The organism is Pleurocapsa sp. FMAR1, from assembly GCF_963665995.1.
Taxonomy (GTDB): Bacteria; Cyanobacteriota; Cyanobacteriia; order Cyanobacteriales; family Xenococcaceae; genus Waterburya.
In genome coordinates this window covers 1,656,559-1,676,354 of the sequence record NZ_OY762512.1, presented here as the reverse complement: position 1 = coordinate 1,676,354, position 19,796 = coordinate 1,656,559, and the positions used below count along the sequence as shown (strand labels likewise).

Genomic DNA, 19,796 nt, shown 5'->3' with positions numbered 1-19,796 from the left:
GAATACAATTACAATGCACCTTTAGGTGAATATATTATGTTTTTTAAACAGCAACAGTGATCTTTGGCCGATCTGATTTTACAGGAGCAGTCAACGCTTCTTCTAGAGGAGCTTTACCTAACTTATTTTCTAAGATTTGCATCACTTCTCTACCAAAGTCGTTAGGGTTTTGCTTCCAGGCTTGAAGACATACTTCACCAAAGAAAGAACCCAATGGTTCAGGATTCCAAAGCAATTTTTTGGCTGTCCAAGGCATCAAGCTCATAGGATTATATCCAGGCTTAAGAATATTTTTCTCAAAGGCATATTCCTCTAAATGAGTATGGGGTTGTAAACCAATAAAGAAAATTGCAGGCTCTACTTTATCTGCACCAAAAATTGCTTCTAACTCTCGATGATAGGCAACAGTTTGCTTAATTGTTTCCAGGGTTTCATCGATAACGTTAAAAGAATAGTTAACCGAAACTAAATCATTAAAGCCTGCTGCTTTGAGATCTCGACAGTTTTGTAAAACAGTCCGTAGATTATAGCCCATTCGCATCTTACGTACTAGTTCTTGCGAACCGCTGGTAATACCAATCTCAAAGTAATTCATTCCTGTTTTAACCATCAAATCGGCTAGTTCAGGAGTTACATTGTCTGCCCTGATATATGCTGCCCAATGAATGTCTTCCATACCAGAATCAACTATTTTTTGGAGTAGTTCAATGGCATCAGGAATATATTTTTTGGCAGGAATAAACTGAGCGTCTGTAAACCAAAAATTGCGAATCCCTCGCTCATAAAGCTGGCGCATTTCTTTGACTACTTCATCAGCAGGATTGATTCTTACCTGTTTACCTTCTACCACTGTGTAGACACAGTAGCAGCAATTATGAGGGCAACCTCTTTTAGTTTGCACTCCAATGTAAAAATCATTTTCTTGGAGATAATAAGCAAATTCAGACCAAATAGTGGCAATGTAGTCGTAGTTACAGGCACTTTTTTCAATGGGGGTGGGCCATTCATGAATTAGCCTTTCCCTAATCTTATTTTCTCCTACCACATAACAGCGTTCGTCACGAAATTCGCGATCGCCTAGAATTTTCTCTAGTAACTGTTCTCCTTCTCCAACAGAAACAATTGTTCCCTTGGGCAAATCTTGTTTTAGCTGCTCGTAAAATACGCTTACTGCACCGCCTCCAACAATAGTACGGGCTTGTGGGGTATGTTTTCTTGCCCTTTTTAGTCCCCGTTTAACTAAACCTACGTTTCGCCATAGTTCTCCATAATAAGCAGTAGCTACTTTTAAACCACCTAACGCCCCTCTAAGTTTAATTAGAGGATTTTTGGCATAGTAAAATTCAAAGGCGTTTTGTAAGGGATTTCCGCCTCTTCCCCCTACTGGTGCATAAATCTGGATATCTCGCCAAGAAAAGACCAACAATGATGGTTTAAATTCATCAATACATTTGTCCAAGGCATTATCAAAATCTAAGGGAGGAACTGTACCCAAATCAAATATTTTCTGCTGAACTTGAGGAAACAGCTTATGAACGTGATCGGCTAAATATACTACACCAATTGGAAAAATTGGGTTACAGGGAAGACGAACATAGAGAATCCGCTGAGTCATAGCTTAATTATAATATTAATTTTTACAAACTTTATGAGCTTATGGGAGGCAAATATCTGTTTTTACCTTTCGGTGAGAATAATTTATTCATATAACTTAACTTTAGCGATATTATCTACTACAATCAACCAAATCTGCAAAATGTTTATAAAGTAGCCTTATTTTTTTCTTGAAGTCGGCGTAGGCTTTTTGTAGATATAACTACAAAATAATGTTTTTCGTTGCCCAATTTTGCAGAAATATGCTTAAGTTTATCTGTTTTTTGAAAATTATAAAAAATTTCTGGAGAGAAACCTTCACTCTTTATAGATACAGACCAAAGAATAGACAAATATCCATCGGTAGCTAGTTTTACAACTAATTGGGATCGGAGAATGTTAGCTTATATAAGCCAATAAAAAACGTTTTTAAACAACTCTCTTCAACAGCTATGTCTCAAACTTTAGACCCCCTGCCAAATGATGAAAATGACAGCATTCTATGTTGTTATGTAAATGCAACTAGCCAAATTCAGATCGCTAGAATTACTAATATATCGAATTGGTATTTTGAACGAGTCGTATTTCCTGGTCAAAGGTTAGTGTTTGAAGCAAATATCAAGGCTATTTTAGAAATACATTCGGGAATGATGGCAAGCTCAATACTTTCTGACACTATTCCTTGCCTTAGACTTGCTTTACAGGCAATAGATGAAAAGGAAAAAAAGAATCAAAAAGATAAGCAAATAGAAAATAATTCTCAGAATAGTCAGGAAGTTTCTACGTCATTCAACATTAGCGTATAAAAGTATTAGCAAGCTAGAAAATTGATTCAAATCAAAGGACATATTTGGTGGGGTTGCTATATTTAGCAGCCCCTATGTTTATACTAAGAGATAGATCTAAAATTTCGTGTAATAAATTAGTTTGGATTTACCATCTTTTATCTGGCTGTGGAAAATTGCTGCTTGGGCAATGGGAGGCGCGATCGCTTTTTACTTTCTGCTTCTCTTTTCAGGAACTTGGATGTTTTATGGACGTACCACGAGAATCGGTCGTCCTGCTTGGCTGAGAAATGCACATTTTGTTAGCGGAATTATCATTGTCTTTCTCGTTTTTTTATTACTGGCGATTGGTATAGTTGGTACAGTAGGCTACTATGGCAGTCTTGGACATTCTTCTCATTTATGGGCAGGATTGTTTGTAGTCGGGCTAATTTGTCTGTCTGCCTGGAGTGCCAACCAAATTGATGTTGGTAATAGCTGGGCGCGATCGCTCCACATTACTACTAATGCTATTCTGTTTATTGGGTTGGTTTATGTTTCTTGGACAGGCTGGGACGTAGTGCAGAAATATTTATAATTTAATTGCCAATAAACAAAGATTAAAAATGGAAGCTTGAAAATTTCAAACTTCCATCCAAATCGATTTAAAGATTTAGTAACTTAGTTGTGATTCAAACTAGAAATTATATGTTGCTCCTAGATCGAGAGAAAAGGCATCATCAGTAGCACTTATACCACCTACTGCATAGTCGGTGGATGTATTAACATACCGCACTTGACCAATAGCATCGATCTTATCTGTAATAGGATAGCCTGCGCCAAGTTTACCTTGAAACAAAAAGCCTGTTCCGCTGGTGTCACCACCTAAAGCGTCAACCGCATCGGCAACGTCTCCACTAAGATTGGTAATACCAATACCTATGCCCGCACCGCCAAAAGCATAGGGACTTTTTGGATCGGTACCAAAAGGATATTTATACACACCATTGGCAACAATGCCTAGATAGTTATAGTCTAGATTATCTACATCCGTGCCACCAAAATAGTCGAAAATTTCTAATTCTGCTGCTATTTTCTCGCTAATATTATAGCCAAGCAAACCGCCTCCACCAAAACCTGTGTTTGCACTACCACCAGGAAGGAATACTCCAAGATTTCCTCTCACATAAGTCTTTTTCAACTGACTATTAAGAGTACGGCGAGTGCGACGAGTTCTTCTGCTTCCATACTGAGCAATGTCGCTATTGCGCTCAGGCTGTTGATAATCCACATTGAAATCGCTACAGTTAGCACCAGATTCACAGGCTACCTGATAGTTTTTATAGCCGTTAGTTTCTTGTGCTTGTACTGCTGCGGGAACTATCGCTACAACCAGGGCTGCCAAAATACTAGTTTTAATATTCATGTTTTTCACACCACACAATTAAATACAAATTCTTTAGCCAAGCTTATGTAAGCCTAGGTAATTAATATTATTCGATATCGCTAAAACTATCCACATCGTAGGACAGATTTTTAACTGGCAATTTTATCAGTATTTATTAGGAAGATTGAGATAAAAGTAGTATTTGTCATAGTACAAATAGCTAAAGGAAAATAATAGCCACTTTTTGGCAAGCAGCAAATCTATTTCAGCCACAAAAAATAGATTTATATCAGATTGTCATCAGCGAAACTAACAAACTGAAAGTATGGACGCTTTCCTAGATAAACTAGAGAAATTTGTGTCTTTTTACCCTATCCTGTGAGTTTTTTCTTTGCGTCTATGAGCAAGATAATAATACTATCAATATTGTTCTGTTTAACTATTCAACATGACTTCAGATTTTAAAATTCGTCAGGCTGTTGCTAACGATGTATCAGATATTTTTAGCTTGATTCAAGCATTAGCCGAATATGAGAAACTAGCACATCAAGTAACAGGGACAGCTAAAGAATTACGGTCAGACTTATTTGGCAGTCCAGTTAATGCTGAGGCTATTGTAGCTGAGTGCGAACATAAAATAGTCGGCTTTGCTCTGTTTTTCGCTAATTATTCGACGTTTTTAACCAAACCAGGCATTTACCTTGAAGACTTGTTCGTGTTACCAGACTATCGTCGTCGCGGAATGGCAAAGGCGATGTTGTCGTATTTAGGTAAGTTGGCGGTAGAAAGAGATGCAGGGCGACTGGAGTGGAATGTTTTAGACTGGAATCAAAGTGCGATCGCTTTTTATGAAAGTATGGGAGCAAAAGTATTACCCGACTGGCGTACTTGTCGCGTTAGCGATAGTGCTTTGCACAAACTAGCAAAAATCAGCGATTAACTATTTATAAATTTGGATGATCGGGGTCACGAGAAATTTTACGTTCATATTCTTTGAGACTAGCTAACATATCTTTAGCCGATTGATATGATTCATCCAAAATTTTTTCTTCTAAATCATCTTGAGAAATTTCTTCGTTGAACAACTGCATATAGTTTAGAAGTGAATCAAAATTCTGACGAATTTCAGTAGAAAGATTACCCTGAGTTTGATGAGCTAATTTTTTAGCAATTTTTTGAGCCAATTTTAGTTGACGAGACTGATTATTGGTTTTGAACTGCATTAAATACCAACGATTATAAAAATCTTCCTGACGAAGTAATTCTGCATGAGTACCAACTTCAATTACTCGACCTTTATTTAAGACAATTATTTGATCGGCTTGTTGAATAGTAGTCAACCTTTGAGCGATAATTAAGGTTGTGCGATCGCGACATAACTCTTTGATTGTTTCTTGAACTAAGAAATCTTCAAAAATATCTATTTCCAGGCTAGATTCATCAATAATTAAAATTTTGGCATCATGTAATATAGCTCTAGCGATCGCCAATCTTTGTTTTTGTCCTTCAGTAAGTAAGACACCGTTTACTCCAATTTCTGTATTTAAGCCATCTGGTAATTGACTAACAAATTCATAAAAATTTGCTTTTTTAACAGCATTAATAATGTCTAATTCGCTAATATTTTTTAATCCGTAGGTAATATTATATGCCAGAGAATTATTAAACAGAAATGTATTACTATTAACTATGGCGATCGCTTTTCTCAAGCTTGTAATATCATATTCAGCAATATTTTTACCATCTATTAAAATTTGACCATCTATTGGCTCATGAAATCTTGGTAATAGTTCGGTAATTATTAATTTACCTATTTCAGACGAACCAACTAAAGCGATCGTCTGCCCTTGAGGAATCCACAAATCAACTTTCTCAAGAATTATTTGCGCGTGATTAGGATAAGCAAAAGTCACTTTTTGAAACTCTATACCAGAACTTAATTCTATAAACTTAATCGTTCCTGATTTAAGCATAGGCTTATCAGTTTCCTTTAAGAAATTGGCAACTATTTCTGCGCTAGCAATACTATTATAAAATTGAGTACGAGCATTATTTAGTTGACAAAAAAAAGGTAACAACCTGCATAAAACTACTAAATAAGTTAAGAAAATTAATGCTAGGTTGTGGATTGATTGGTTATATAAGTAGGGGAATATAATTAGTAGGGCTGCAATCATTATCATACCTAGAATTTCGTTTATAGGGCTGATTATTGCTGAGGCTGCTAAAGTATTTAATTGCGCCCGATCTTTGTCCTTAATTAGTCGAGTTATCGATTGATATTCTCTAGTTTCATTACCAATAGTTTTAATAGAGCGAATCCCTGTTAAAAATTCTATCGATTTGCGACTATAAGTTTTAGACTTTTGAGATAGTATTGTTGCTGCTTTTTGAGCGATGGTAACAATAAATTGATTGATTAGAGCAATTAACCCTAAAAGAAATATACAGATAAAAGTTAATTGCCAAGATATAAATAGAAGGAAAATAGTCAGAATAATAATAATAGTTGAAATAATTAATATATTTTGACAGCTTTTGATGGCGATCGCCGTTTTGTCTATCTCTCGATTTAACTTAAATAATATATCTCCTGTCTTATTATTTTGATAGTAATTTAAATTCACTCTAGAAAGCAAATTATAGCCTTTACTTTTCATTTGATAGACTAAATACCTAGTGTGTTTAATATTTACTATATAATTTAAATAAGTGGCGCAATTTTTCAAAACAATTACTACAAACATCAAAACAAGAATAACTTCTAATTTATATTCTCCTGTTAAACTACTAAATGAAGCAAAAAAATTGTCAAATATATTTGATTGATTAATTTGATTGTTTTGCTGTTTGCTGTCTAAGATAATAAATAGTATAGGAATCAAGCAAACAGTTCCTATTATATTCAATAAACCACTAATTATACTTAGAAAAAATGATGTAAAAAAATAAATAGGCTTTTTTTTGGCTAGATCAAATAAAAATTTATTAGTTGAGTTGTTAAACATAATTTATTTAGATTTTGCACATTATTTGTTATTAATAACAAAACCTTGTAACTTAGAATTATTATCTGTACTAAGATAACCGAGTATTTATCTAATATGATGAAATACAGTTACTAAAAACGTCGAGAGTATAATCCTCATAAAACCTTCTCAACATGGAAATTAAGCGTATTCCTGCTTTAGCAGATAACTATATCTTTGTTTTGTACGATCCTTTGCAAAAAACCGCTGCGGTAGTAGATCCCGCAGTAGCCGATCCTGTATTGGACTATTTAGCAACCATTGATGCTCAATTAATCGCTATTTTCAATACCCATCATCATTGGGATCATGTGGGTGGCAACAATAAATTGATTAAACATTTCCCCGATCTTTGTGTTTATGGTGGTGCTGAGGATAAAGGTAGAATTCCCCACCAGCAGATATTTCTAAAAGAGGGAGATACGGTCGAATTTGCTAGCAAAACAGGTCAAGTATTTTTCGTGCCTGGTCATACTTCTGGTCATATCGCCTATTACTTTCCGCCTACAACCCCAGCAGAAACAGGAGAATTATTCTGTGGTGATACAATTTTTGCAGGTGGATGTGGCAGGTTGTTTGAAGGTACTGCCGCTCAAATGGTTGATTCTATTGGTAAATTGCGCCAGCTTCCTGATAATACTCGCGTGTGGTGCGCTCATGAATACACTCTCAATAATTTAAAATTTGCTCTAAGCGTAGATCGAGATAATTTAAATTTACACAGCAGATATCAAGAGGTACAACAGGCTCGTAGCCAAGGAATCGCTACTGTTCCATCCTTATTGGGTGTAGAAAAGCAAACCAATCCTTTTTTACGTTGGGATGAAGAAACTTTACAAACTACTGCCAAAATGAAAGAACCAGCAAAAGTATTTGGTCGTATTCGGGGCATGAAAGATCAATTTTAAAACTAAGTCTCAAAAATTACTTAAACATCTACTTTGTAATTTAGATCTAGCTCATCTGCTGGTATTCCTCGAATTCCCCAGTTGGCTTTTGGAGTTTCAAAAATAGTAATTTCTAAATCCTGAGGATTAATTCCAGCAGTTCGAGATATTTTTTGATAGAGAAAACGAATTAGTTTTTTTTACTTTCTACCGAACGTCAATTAAACACTGTAAGAAAACCAGTTTCTTGGGGAGCAATAGCTCTTAATTTAATATTTTCCTAACCAAAATACTATTCAGGCAATTTATATTGCCCAACAATTTTTTTGGCGTAATCAGGCACGTGCTGTTCTAATTTCTGAGGATAGTTGCGTTTGAGATAAATATAGTTGCGAGTAAAGTGAGAATCAATGGAAAAACGGGCATATTCTAATCCTTTAGGACCAATACGCTCGATGACAACTCCCATCATTTTTGCAGCCCACATAGGTAAGGTGACCCCCTTATCATAAGCAGGAATACTTTGCTGTACAGCAGAAGTGCGATCGCCTTGAGACATCACAGGCTGAGTATCTAGGCGATCTTCAACTAAATTCAGCATTTCTTTACCAGTCTGGTTGCGAACTACAATCCATTGCCAACCAAAAGGCGCACCCATATAGCCCACAACCAAATCTGCCAAGGAATTGACGTAATCAAAGCAACTCATACACGAAGGAGCAAAAACATCTTTTAGCTGATTAGTTTTTAAACCGAAGAAAGGGACTTTTTCAATCGAACCATCTTCATGTTTAAAGTGAATCCGAAAGTCCTGCATAAATTCATAATGCACTACTGTTTCTGGAGAACGACTGGTTGTATCGAGAAACTTCTGCAACCCTTGACGACTGACGTTATCAACGCAGGGTGTACCCAAGACATAGAGTTTTTCTAGACCTAATTCCTGCTCTACGGCTCTTAGTGCCTGAATCTGACAGCCTACGCCAATGACCAGCAAACGTTTCATCCCCGACTGTTCGATTTGTTCTAAGACATTTAAGTTAGGAGAAAGGGTGGGTTTGTTTACCTTGGCTGCCAAAACCTCTTGGGGAGTACGGGCAATTACTGGCATTGGTTGAAAACGATCTTCGGGGGTGTTTTGTACACAAACTACCCCTTCAACCAGTCCCTGTTCTAACATTTCACAGGCGATCGCACTAACGATTCCTGTCCATTGCGCTCCCTCAATCGGTTTTGAGTTCCGCGCAGCCATCATTTCTTGACTAACGCCAAAATACCATTCGTCCTTATTATCTAAGTCACGGCTACGTCCATGAGCAACTGTTTCTAATTCAGCAATCTGTTGATTGAGAAAAGCACAGGCTTCTTTAACATAATGAACATAATATGTATCGCAGAGTCCACATTCACTACACAGTTCTTTAGCAGGACGACGACTACCTGGCTTAAGTGCCTTGGCTTTTTTGTGAGGAGAAACAGTCATATATATAAGAAAAAATTTATTGATTGCAGTGATAGGTATTACTTGTCAGATTAAGACAATAACCATTACTCATTACCAGACTCGCAAAGTTTTGTAATGGATTTTTTCGAGAAAAGGATGGATAAAGTAACAGTTCACTGATTTATTCTTCATTCCTTATCCCTTATTTCAGAACTGATAAGAAATTCCCAAAGACAAAACTGGATAGACACTAAGAAAGTCCAGGTCATCCTCAATGTCTTGTTCTTCACTTTCAATTAATGTGTTAGCAGCTTCTTGCACCTCACTTCTGAATTCTTCAGGAACACTATTAGGGATATTAGGAGTTACTGTCACATCAGGCGAACCACCAAATACTACTCCTGCGTTCCACCAAAATCCTAAACCTTTACCCTCCCCTACAGGATTACCACCGCCAATTCCCAGATAGGGAGAAACACTATTGGTAATATCAACATCAGCATCTAATGTGACTAATCCTTGGATATCAATAAAGTCTCTAATATCAATTGTTTGCCCGAATATCCCAACATTTCCTATTTCATCGGCGACTTGCTCTGATACATCTGCTGTTCCTTGAATATTATTGTTGCTAAAAATCAAACCAGCACTAATTCTAAAGCCAGAGCTTTTGAAAGGATGAACATCGATAATGCTAGAAACGTTAAACAGATTTAAATCTCCATCGTAATCAAACTGTGATTCATTTAGATTGATGCCAACCCCAAAAGCATTAACTCCAACCCTAGCATTAAATGCAGGAGTTATTTTTCTGATTATATTACCGCCAAAACCCAGGGTACTAATTTCTGGTGCGATCGCCCAACCAGTTTTTTGACCACTAGAATTACGATCGTTAGTTTCTGTTTCTGATGTGGGAGGTGGTGCTGGTACAGGAATGGTTTCTACTCCTGGTGGATTGTTATTAGATGGACTGATGCCTGCACATTGAGAATTGTATGGATAGTCTTGGCAAAATTTGGCTAAATCTCGTTGGGCAATTTGGCTTTTCAAGGAGGAGTCAATCAAGTTCTTTTGATTTGGCAACGTAATTAGGTCAATCGCTTTAGTTGAAGTCTTGTTGCCTGTCAAAAATCGAGTATTTTTTTCCTCGGCGCGATCGCTCTTTTTCGTTACTTCTGCCATAGTCGAATCAGCAGCCATAGCTGCCAATACTAAATTGGCTACAAGCATTAGCCAAATATTTAGTTTTAAAATATTCATTGTTAATAAACTCCCCACAAATTAAACAATCCACTCCTTTAAAATCAGCTTCTGATTCAGGATATCATCAATAAACTAATCACCATCAGGCTCGTTAAAGGATAAAGATGATAATATCTTTATTTTTGGGTAAGGAGCATTGGTGCATCTTGACAGTATAAAAGCTTCTACAGCGATCGTCAAAAATGACTTGTTATTGGCTGCCTTAAACCGACTCATTAAGTCTTTTTGATGGTCGACTTAACCATGCTGCTAAAGATGTTTTACTAAAGTTTGGCTGTTTCCAAATAATCATCCAATTCAGAAATTAATCGGTGTTTAGACTCTGAAGGCAAAAAAGAAGCTTGAAAAGAATTTTTTGCCAACTGATAAAGCTCTTGTTTGCTTAAATCTAACGCTGCTTGTGCTGCTTGATAATTTTCGGCAATATAGCCGCCAAAATAGGCAGGGTCGTCAGAATTGACCGTAGCGCAAATGCCCAAGTCCAAAAGTTGTTTGAGATTATGTTCAGTCATCGAATCAAACACTTTAAGCTCAACATTAGATAAAGGACAGACCGTCAACGGAACTTGTCGATCTACTAAATAGTCAAGTAATTTTGGATCTTCGAGACTGCGAACACCATGATCGATACGAGACACATTGAGCAAATTAATTGCTTCCCAGATGTATTCTGGAGGTCCTTCTTCTCCTGCATGGGCGACAGTTAAGAAGCCTTCTGCTTGAGCTTTATCAAAGACTTCTTTAAACTTAGAAGGTGGATTGTTTTGTTCGGCAGAATCCAAACCGACTGCTACTATAGTATCTCTATAAGCTAGTGCCTGTTCTAAAGTAGCAAATGCTTGCTCGGCACTGAGATGACGCAGAAAAGAAAGAATTAACTGACTAGAAATACCAAGTTGAGTTTTACCGTCCTGTAAGGCTCGATAAATTCCTTGATAGACGGTTGTAAACTCAATTCCTCTGTCTGTATGAGACTGCGGATCGAAAAATATTTCTGTATGACGCACATTTTGACGGTTGGCTTTTTGCAGATATGCCCAAGTCAAATCGTAGAAATCTTGTTCTTGCTGTAATACTTGCGACCCCTGATAGTAAATATCCAGAAAAGATTGCAGGTCTTCAAAATTATAGGCTTCTTTTACTTCGGACACCGATTTGTAGGGTAAATCTATATTGTTACGTTGAGCCAACTCAAACATCATTTCAGGCTCAAGTGTACCTTCTATGTGTAAATGAAGTTCTGCTTTGGGTAAGTCCTGGATAAATTTGTTCATAGTTGTTAATTTAAGGTATGGTCGTTGCAATTAATTTCCTTATGGTAGCTTTGTATTGATAACAAGGTTGAATATTACTTGCCACCTATTACTCGCTCTTTAAATCAGCAACGCCCTAAATTAACTAACCCAACCAAATTAAACTACAGCAGTCTCAAACCGACCTATGCTGCGGAATTTATCGTAGCGCAAATTTTTTCGCTGTTGAGGTGTCATCTGCCATAGTTGCTCTAGATTTGACCAAATAGTCTCTTTTAACTTAGCTGCTGCTTCTACAGGATTGGCGTGGGCACCACTGCTAGGTTCAGGAACAATTTGATCGATAATTCCTAACTCTTTTAAGTCTGAAGAAGTAATCTTGAGTGCTGCTGCTGCCTTATCTGATTTTTTGGCATCTTTCCAAAGAATTGCAGCACAGGCTTCGGGACTGGCAACTGTATAAACCGAGTGTTCTAACATCAATAGGCGATCGGCTACACCAATACCTAATGCACCACCCGAACCTCCTTCGCCAATTACGGTACAGATGATAGGGACATCAAGCCCAAACATTTGTCTGAGATTATAGGCGATCGCTTCACCTTGACCGAGCCTTTCGGCTTCCACTCCTGACCATGCTCCAGGGGTATCAATAAAGGTTAAAATAGGCATTCCAAATTTGTTGGCGTGGTTCATCAATCGCAATGCTTTGCGATAGCCACCAGGAAAAGCCATACCAAAATTACGGGCTACATTGTCTTTGGTATCTCTACCTTTTTGGTGTCCCAAAATCACCACTGGACGACCATCTATGCGGGCAACTCCGCCTACCAAAGCTGGATCGTCATAGCCACCGCGATCGCCATGCAACTCTAGCCACTCATCGCTAATTGCCTGCACATAATCTAGGGTACTAGGGCGACGAGGATGACGAGCTAGCTGAAGCCTTTGGGCTGGAGTTAGAGTACTAAAAATTTCTTGGCGCAGTTGTTCTGCCCTAATTTCTAATTGAGCTATTTCGGTGGCAACATCTACCTGGTTTTCTGCGGCTAGAGTTTTAATTTGCTCAATTCTTGACTCTAACTCGCAAAGAGGCTTCTCAAAATCTAGTAAAAAGGTTTTTTTCTTGGTTTCGGGCATAGCTGATGAGTAATTTTGTTTTTGATCGTAAGTCCCCGCATATTATTATCTGTCATCGGGTATCTTTTTACCAAAAAGCTATTGGCTATTAGCTACTAATGAATTGTCACTATCAATAACAAACAACCTACTAAATTTTTCAGCAGGCTTGAGCAAAAAACGAAGACTAAGACTAATTCATCTATTGTTCTTGAGAGCGAATAAAGGTAGTAAATTCAGCAACCAGATCGGGATTACGCCATCCTTCGTTAGTTTCTTCGACTATAATTTCTAAAGCTTCAGCAGGACTACAGGCTTTTTTATGAGGGCGATCGCTTGTCAGGGCATCGTAAATATCAATAACCTGAAATATTTGTGCCAAATAAGGAATTTTTGCGCCCGATAAACCATCAGGATATCCTGTTCCATCCCATCGCTCATGATGATGACGAATAATAGGTAACACTCCGCTACGGTTACGTAATGGCTGACAAATTTCTTCACCGAATAAAACGTGCTGAGTGATCAACTCTTTCTCTTTTACAGTTAATTCTCCAGCTTTGAGCATTATCGCATCAGGAATAGCGATCGTCCCAATATCGTGTATATTTGCCGCAAAAGCTAGATTTTCTATATCTTCGTCATCTAAACCAAGATACTCACCAAATGACTCAATTAAAGTTACCACGCGATCGCTACTACCGCGACTAACTGAACGACTATCTACTGCCTTGGCAATGGTAAATAAAATTTGTTCAGTTTGGTCTAATTCTTGATTGGCAGGTTTTTGACCAACTAAAGATTTAACTCTTGTAGATAGTTCAATTCGATTGAGAGGTTTAACCAAGACATCATCTCCCCCCGCTTCCATAACCTTAATCCGATTTTCTCGGCTATCAGTTAAAGTTGTCAAAACAACGGGTATATTGGCAGTACGATAATCAGCTTTTATTTGACGACATAAAGCAAAGCTGTCTATCTGTCGCATCATCAAGTCTAGCAAGATCAAGTCTGGCTTTTGCTGATTAATGTGTTCAAAAATTGAAGCTATGTCATAGGCTTCAATCACTTCATATCCGTCTAATGATAAAAGATCGACTGCCGTCATCCGACTGAGAGGATTTTCATCAACAACAAGAATTTTGGCAGAGGTAAGACGAGGATTCTTGTTCACTTGATAACTATTGCTATTGATTGTCGCCAAGAGAAAATCGCTAACTTTCTTCATTACTTTATGCTAAAAAAAATTCCAGATACTCAATAAACCATTGCATTCAACTTTTAAGCTTTGGTACAAAAAATATTAATCATAGCTAACCGTTGCTCTAAGCCTAGCTCGGATCTTTTAATTTGAAAACAAAATTGATACAAAGTTGTTTAAATTGCCAATAATACTATTATGAATAGTAATTTATTGTTTGAGATTGAGCATAATACGGAGTTTACAAGGAAAAGAAATCCCACAAGCAAAAGCAAAAAATTGCCTTTAAATAGATTTACGGTTAACCATAAGCTAAATATCTAACTACAACCAACGCTTTTTCCACTGAGACGTAGGTTCAAAATTACTGCTTTGTTGTTCTTGCTGTCGTCTAGCAATTATTGTCTCGGCGTTGTCTTTTAAATTTGGATCTCGATAAGGAATCGCCGCACGAGTCTTAAGGTGTTCTTGCTCTTGCTGAGAAAGTGCTGGTAATTTTTTATACTTATGAACAGCCAAAGTGCCTGGAGACTTACGACCAGCACCAGTTATCGAAGCAATATCTAGATTAGCTGACAAAAACGCTGTCCGAACGGCAGCAGAACAAGAGTAAGTTGCCAGTCTTCCTTGTTGATGAAGACATTTGACCACCAAACTAATAAACTCTACAGTCCATAGTTGAGGACATTTTGGTGGAGAAAAAGGATCTAAAAAAATAGCGTCAGCTTGCCAGTTTTTGACGGCGAGCGCCGCGATCGTTTTTCTAGCATCGCCCCACAGTAGCCTAGCTTCTAATAAATCATCTTCAATTAAAGATTTATTGAATAATTGTGTTAATCGCTGACGGATAGCAGGTTGCCACTGTGATAAGAGATCGTATTTTATAGCTTGACGGGGAACATCTGCTGATATTTCTAATGCCATTAACTCTACTCTACATTTAGGGTTGATCGACCAAATTGCCTCTAAAGCAGCAGCACTGTTGTAGCCGAGACCATAACAAATATCTAAAAGGCGGATAGTAGACTGTTGTGCTGCCAATTGCTTGATTAGACATGGTTCGACATATCTTACTTCAGCTTCTTGTTTTGCGCCAAAAGACGAATGAAAAGTTTCTTGAAACTCTTCTGAGAAAAATGTATATGAACCATCCTCTGTAGGTCGAGGCGTAAAAGAGCTATCTTCCATGAGATTATTAATTAAGGTTGCTGATAAATCAACTTTAAGCCCGAATTAATATTTATTTTTAATGAATTTCTCGACTCAATTAACTACTTTAGCTACCTATTTAGCTGGAGAATTTGCCAATCAACAACAGGCTTTAGAACAACCAGCCTGGTATGTTAATTTGCGACTTTGGATACGTCCAGTGCCAATTTTTACTGAAGACAGCATTACCTTATTTGCCGAACAAGCTAATATTTTAAAGCTCGATCAGCCTTATAGACCAAGGATTATGCGACTCAGGCAAAAAGAAACTATAGAAGTAGAATTTTATATGTTCAAAGATATTACTACGGCTCAGGGCGCAGGACAAAATAAGGATTTGATTCAACAAATAACACCAGAGAAAATTGAATTTTTGCCTAACTGTACCCTTCAAGTAGCTAGTAAAAAGCTTGTCAACGACCAATACTGTTTTGAAACTACTCCTTTGGTAGATACACCCTGTAGCGTTACTTACCAAGGTACGACTTTTCAAGTTTTTTTAGGATTTAAAGCCACAGCCAACGAGTTAGAAACCTTTGATAAAGGCATTGACCCTCAGACAGGTAAAGGAACTTGGGGCGCATTAATGGGTGCATATCACTTTAGCAAATGTCAAAATTTTGCCAAGGAACTAAATCTGTAAGCGCAAACGACTATTCGACAATTGAAACTAAACAAATATTAAAGAATTAAATCTAGATTTTCTTTGATATTGCTCTAAATAGAACTAGGTTATTGATCTATACTATTTTAGTAATGCTGAGAATACTAAAATAGTTATAATTAGAGTCTCATGTTGAACACTAGATAGGCTTTCTGCTTCAAAGCTATAATAAAAAGCTTAACAGCAATAAGCTACTAGACAATAAACGAAATATTAACAAAGTGAACGCCAGCTTTGATTTGGTGAGTTTTATAAAGACATAATTTAGAGGTTTGTTTTAGATTATGTCTCCAAGCGGATTGAACAATCCGTAACCTCACTACCTTTACAGCATGGTAGTATTCACGATTATTGTAAGCAAATTTGGAGGATGATTTTTAATGACCCAAGTGGTTGTTGGACAAAACGAAAATATAGAATCTGCACTGCGTCGGTTTAAACGTCAAGTATCAAAAGCAGGTATCTTCGCCGACATTAAACGTCGTCGTCACCACGAAACACCAATTGAGAAGCGTAAACGCAAAGCAATTGCCCGTCGCAAAAAACGTTACCGTTAAACGGGTTCACGATTGCTCTGGCTCTCGTTACCCATATATAAATCTAGTTTATCTTGTGCATCAGCAGATAGATGGAAAATAAATATGTAATCAGTAACACAGTTAGCAAGGCGGTATCACCATGTTTAAAGCAAAGCGATCGCACTGGGGTAATATGACAGATGCGATCGCTTTGCTTTTTTAGCGTTGATTTTGCTACAGGTATCTAACTAATATACAAATTAAAACTAATAGCAAAATAAGAGAAAATCAAATCGGCTACACCAATAGTTTATTCACTAAATTTCATTTCGTCACAAACCAATTTAGCTGCGCCTAACATTCCTGCCTTATTTCCTAATTTGGCAGTAAGCAACTGTAAACCTGGACGAGAAGGAGACACTACCCGCCGCTCAATCTCTTTTAAAGCACTGGGCAGAAAAAACCGAGCGCTTGCACTAATTCCTCCGCCAATAATTACCGCTTCAGGAGTTAAAACATAGATCAAACTAGCTAAACCTGCACCCAAAGTTTTACCATAGTTGTGCCAAAAGGCTAAAGCTGTTTGATCTGCCGATTCTGCTAATCTCCCCATTTCTGCGGGTTCTTTGTCTGTATTACGAATAACTGAACCAATAGAGGCATATTGTTCTAATGAACCCTGATTACCGCTACGACAGGGAAAACCATCAGAATTAAGAGTAATTAAGCCTAACTCGCCTGCTGCGCCACAGCGTCCAGTAAATAATTTGCCATCAAGAAAAATTCCTCCGCCTACGCCTGTTCCTAGAGTGAGGAGAATAAAATCTCTAAATTGTTTACCTGCGCCTAACCAAGCCTCGCCTATAGCAGCGCAGTTAGCATCATTTTCCAACCTAGTTGGTAATCCAGTTTGTGCCTCTAACCAATCGGCAACAGGTACATTGTCCCAGCTTGGGAGGTTAATTGATTTTTTGGCAATGCGCCTGGCTGTGTCTGTGGGACCAGGAACACCCAGACCGATCGCAATACAGGTATGATCTCGATTAAGCTGATTGACTCCTTGAGCGATCGCCTTTACTACTGGCTGAGGATTAGCAGGTTGGGGTGTAGTCAAAGAAATTGACTCAAGACAAGTTCCATCAGGGAGAAATCGCCCCATCTTAATTGCTGTACCGCCCAAGTCTACACCGATCGCTTCTTTCATTTATTTAACTGTAGGGTGGGCATGAAATAAAATTCTATTTATCATAAAAAAGACACTTATACTAATGCCCACCAAAGTAATTAGTAATCAGCTAATCTCTGACCTCTGACCTCTGACCTCTGACTTTCGCCCGTACATCGGTAATTATTTCCTGATATTCCGCCTCTGTATATAAATCTGCCTCATTCTCAATTCGATCTACAAACAAGATACCGTCAAGATGATCTAGTTCGTGCTGAAAAATACGAGCAATAAAGTCTGTAAATACTTCCTGCTTAATTTCTCCTACTTGAGTGGTATATTCAACCTCTATTTGGCGATATCTAGGAACTAAACCCCGAACATTTGGTACACTTAAACATCCTTCCCAATCTTTTACTGTTTCCTGGCTATGATTCAAAATCCGCGGATTAATCATTGCCGTTGGCGACATAGTTGGGGCGTGGGGATAGCGATCGCTGGGGTGAGATGAGATAATAAACAGTCGATAGGGTTGCGAAATTTGGGGTGCAGCAATGCCCACTCCTTTACTGGCGATCGCTGTGGCGATTAAAGAGTCAATTAGAGATAAGATATCCTTGTCTTCAATCTTAATTACAGATTTAGCTTTGGTTCGGAGAATGTATGCGCCTATTTGGGCGATTTTCGGTAATTCTGCCATATTTATCTTTCTTAAGCTGCTTTTTGAGCTTACTTGAATAATCTTTGTATAATTAGTAAATTTTAACCATTGAAAACAGATGTTAAATATTAGCAATTTTAATTCAAATCAACTGATAAAATCTTCAAATCACTAATCACTATTAAAATATATAAACATAGAGTGGCAATTTCTTCAGAACAGCTATGGGAACAAGTCTTAGAACATCTCAAACAACGGCTTAGTCGTCCTACTTTTGAGACTTGGATTCAAAATGCTACTATTGAAGATTTGAATCCAAACTGTCTGACTATTTTAACTCCCAATGCCTTTGTAATGAACCATTTGCAAAAGCACTATCTTAATATTATTAGTGATGTGGTCACTGAAGTCAGCGGTCAAACTTTAGAGATTCGTTTAAAATCTCAACAGGGAGAAAGTCTGGCTTTTTTAACCGATCGGACTAAGATTGCCTCTCAAAAGTATGGGTTTCCGACAACTAGGAATTCACTCAAGCCAGCTAAATTAAATCCTAAATATACTTTTTATAGCTTTGTGGTGGGACCGACTAATCGCATGGTACACGCTGCTTCTTTAGCTGTAGCCGAGTCTCCTGGAAGAGATTTTAACCCTCTTTTTCTCTGTGGTGGGGTAGGCTTGGGCAAAACACACTTGATGCAGGCGATTGGGCATTATCATTTAGAAATTAATGCCGATGCTAAAGTCTTTTATGTCTCCACAGAACAATTTACTAATGATCTAATTACTGCAATTCGCAACGATAGTATTCAAACCTTTCGCGAACACTATCGTTCTGCCGATATTTTGCTGGTAGACGACATTCAATTTATTGAGGGTAAGGAATATACTCAAGAGGAGTTTTTCCACACCTTTAACACCCTACATGAAGCAGGAAAACAAGTAGTTTTAGCTAGCGATCGCCCTCCTAATCAAATTCCCAAACTGCAAGAACGTCTGAGTTCCCGTTTCTCTATGGGTTTAATTGCCGATGTTCAAGTGCCAGACTTGGAAACCCGCATGGCAATCTTGCAAAAAAAAGCGGAATATGAAAATGTTTATCTCCCCAAAGAGGCGATCGAATATATTGCTAGTCAATATACTTCAAACATTAGAGAATTAGAAGGCGCACTAATTCGAGCAACCGCCTATATTTCCCTTTCTGGTTTGTCGATGACGGTGGAAAATATAGCTACGGTACTCAATCCTAAGATAGAACAGATTACTGCTTCTCCCGATACGATTATTGAGGTGGCAGTCGAAATCTTAAACGTTTCGGCTGAAGATCTTAAAGGGAGTTCTCGTCGGCGCGAAATTAGTAAGGCTAGACATATTGCTATGTATCTGATGCGTCAACACACCGATTTAAGTCTACCCCGCATCGGTGAAAAGTTTGGCGGTAAAGATCACACCACAGTCATGTATAGTTGTGACAAGATTTCTAAACAGATCAGAGTAGATCGCCAGCTTAATCAAACCATTTCTTTATTGAGCGATCGCATTAATTTTGTCAGTCGGCAAAAATCTCAAGATTGATCTTTTCCACAGCTTAAGAGCATATTTCCGCAGTTATCCACAGCTTTTCCACAAAATGCTAAGA

The 19,796-nt window shown here is 37.7% G+C and carries 18 protein-coding genes and 1 pseudogene; 7 read left to right on the top strand and 12 right to left on the bottom strand.

Annotated features, from left to right (window positions below):
* Positions 1-43 precede the first annotated feature (43 nt).
* Positions 44-1,615: a photosystem II high light acclimation radical SAM protein gene (locus SLP02_RS08150; protein ID WP_319420160.1), complete on the bottom strand. Its 1,572-nt coding sequence runs from the start codon at positions 1,613-1,615 to the stop codon at positions 44-46.
* Between the two features lie 430 nt (positions 1,616-2,045).
* Here SLP02_RS08150 and SLP02_RS08145 point away from each other — a divergent pair, with 430 nt between their 5' ends.
* Both SLP02_RS08145 and SLP02_RS08140 read left to right on the top strand, forming a co-directional pair.
* The gene (locus tag SLP02_RS08145; protein WP_319420159.1) at positions 2,046-2,399 is read left to right on the top strand and encodes a DUF1830 domain-containing protein; all 354 of its coding nucleotides are present in this window, start codon (positions 2,046-2,048) and stop codon (positions 2,397-2,399) included.
* Between the two features lie 121 nt (positions 2,400-2,520).
* Entirely contained in the window at positions 2,521-2,955 is a 435-nt protein-coding gene (locus SLP02_RS08140) for a DUF4079 domain-containing protein (RefSeq protein WP_319420158.1), read from the top strand.
* 99 nt (positions 2,956-3,054) lie between these two features.
* Here SLP02_RS08140 and SLP02_RS08135 read toward each other — a convergent pair whose 3' ends face one another.
* Positions 3,055-3,783 (bottom strand): outer membrane beta-barrel protein, encoded by a 729-nt coding sequence (locus SLP02_RS08135; protein WP_319420157.1) that lies wholly within the window; start codon positions 3,781-3,783, stop codon positions 3,055-3,057.
* Positions 3,784-4,192: 409 nt separating this feature from the next.
* On the opposite strand from SLP02_RS08135, the gene SLP02_RS08130 reads away from it, so the two are divergent.
* Positions 4,193-4,684: a GNAT family N-acetyltransferase gene (locus SLP02_RS08130; protein ID WP_319420156.1), complete on the top strand. Its 492-nt coding sequence runs from the start codon at positions 4,193-4,195 to the stop codon at positions 4,682-4,684.
* Positions 4,685-4,688: 4 nt separating this feature from the next.
* On the opposite strand, the gene SLP02_RS08125 is transcribed toward SLP02_RS08130, so the two are convergent.
* Entirely contained in the window at positions 4,689-6,752 is a 2,064-nt protein-coding gene (locus tag SLP02_RS08125) for an ABC transporter ATP-binding protein (protein WP_319420155.1), read from the bottom strand.
* A 155-nt stretch (positions 6,753-6,907) separates the two neighbouring features.
* On the opposite strand from SLP02_RS08125, the gene gloB reads away from it, so the two are divergent.
* Complete coding sequence (gene gloB, locus SLP02_RS08120; RefSeq protein WP_319420154.1) at positions 6,908-7,681, top strand: hydroxyacylglutathione hydrolase; 774 nt, start codon at positions 6,908-6,910, stop codon at positions 7,679-7,681.
* A 20-nt stretch (positions 7,682-7,701) separates the two neighbouring features.
* On the opposite strand, the pseudogene SLP02_RS26565 reads toward gloB, so the two are convergent.
* From SLP02_RS26565 to SLP02_RS08090, 7 genes and pseudogenes are all read right to left on the bottom strand, one after another.
* Positions 7,702-7,815: pseudogene (locus SLP02_RS26565) on the bottom strand (tautomerase family protein); the annotation flags it as partial.
* A gap of 137 nt (positions 7,816-7,952) precedes the next feature.
* Positions 7,953-9,143 carry a Coenzyme F420 hydrogenase/dehydrogenase, beta subunit C-terminal domain gene (locus SLP02_RS08115; RefSeq protein WP_319420153.1) on the bottom strand — a complete coding sequence of 397 codons (1,191 nt, stop codon included), beginning with the start codon at positions 9,141-9,143 and terminating at the stop codon, positions 7,953-7,955.
* Between the two features lie 168 nt (positions 9,144-9,311).
* Positions 9,312-10,367, bottom strand: a complete 1,056-nt coding sequence (locus SLP02_RS08110) for a hypothetical protein (protein WP_319420152.1) — start codon at positions 10,365-10,367, stop codon at positions 9,312-9,314.
* A 266-nt stretch (positions 10,368-10,633) separates the two neighbouring features.
* On the bottom strand, positions 10,634-11,644 hold the full coding sequence (locus SLP02_RS08105; RefSeq protein ID WP_319420151.1) for an adenosine deaminase: 1,011 nt from the start codon (positions 11,642-11,644) through the stop codon (positions 10,634-10,636).
* A 138-nt stretch (positions 11,645-11,782) separates the two neighbouring features.
* On the bottom strand, positions 11,783-12,763 hold the full coding sequence (gene accA / locus SLP02_RS08100; protein WP_319420150.1) for an acetyl-CoA carboxylase carboxyl transferase subunit alpha: 981 nt from the start codon (positions 12,761-12,763) through the stop codon (positions 11,783-11,785).
* A gap of 181 nt (positions 12,764-12,944) precedes the next feature.
* Positions 12,945-13,970 carry an HD-GYP domain-containing protein gene (locus tag SLP02_RS08095; RefSeq protein WP_319420149.1) on the bottom strand — a complete coding sequence of 342 codons (1,026 nt, stop codon included), beginning with the start codon at positions 13,968-13,970 and terminating at the stop codon, positions 12,945-12,947.
* A gap of 297 nt (positions 13,971-14,267) precedes the next feature.
* A complete protein-coding gene (locus SLP02_RS08090; RefSeq protein ID WP_319420148.1) occupies positions 14,268-15,131 on the bottom strand; it encodes a tRNA (5-methylaminomethyl-2-thiouridine)(34)-methyltransferase MnmD in 864 nt (287 codons plus the stop codon).
* 61 nt (positions 15,132-15,192) lie between these two features.
* Here SLP02_RS08090 and SLP02_RS08085 point away from each other — a divergent pair, with 61 nt between their 5' ends.
* Together SLP02_RS08085 and rpsU are read left to right on the top strand one after the other, a co-directional pair.
* Positions 15,193-15,795, top strand: a complete 603-nt coding sequence (locus SLP02_RS08085; protein WP_319420147.1) for a chromophore lyase CpcT/CpeT — start codon at positions 15,193-15,195, stop codon at positions 15,793-15,795.
* Between the two features lie 401 nt (positions 15,796-16,196).
* The gene (gene rpsU, locus SLP02_RS08080; protein ID WP_106242834.1) at positions 16,197-16,373 is read left to right on the top strand and encodes a 30S ribosomal protein S21; all 177 of its coding nucleotides are present in this window, start codon (positions 16,197-16,199) and stop codon (positions 16,371-16,373) included.
* Positions 16,374-16,644: 271 nt separating this feature from the next.
* Here the strand turns inward: rpsU and SLP02_RS08075 are convergent, their stop codons facing one another.
* Entirely contained in the window at positions 16,645-17,538 is an 894-nt protein-coding gene (locus SLP02_RS08075) for an ROK family protein (RefSeq protein WP_319420146.1), read from the bottom strand.
* Positions 17,539-17,629: 91 nt separating this feature from the next.
* Positions 17,630-18,199 carry a peptide deformylase gene (gene def, locus SLP02_RS08070; protein ID WP_319420145.1) on the bottom strand — a complete coding sequence of 190 codons (570 nt, stop codon included), beginning with the start codon at positions 18,197-18,199 and terminating at the stop codon, positions 17,630-17,632.
* A 162-nt stretch (positions 18,200-18,361) separates the two neighbouring features.
* On the opposite strand from def, the gene dnaA reads away from it, so the two are divergent.
* Positions 18,362-19,732: a chromosomal replication initiator protein DnaA gene (dnaA, locus tag SLP02_RS08065; protein WP_319420144.1), complete on the top strand. Its 1,371-nt coding sequence runs from the start codon at positions 18,362-18,364 to the stop codon at positions 19,730-19,732.
* Positions 19,733-19,796: the final 64 nt, after the last annotated feature.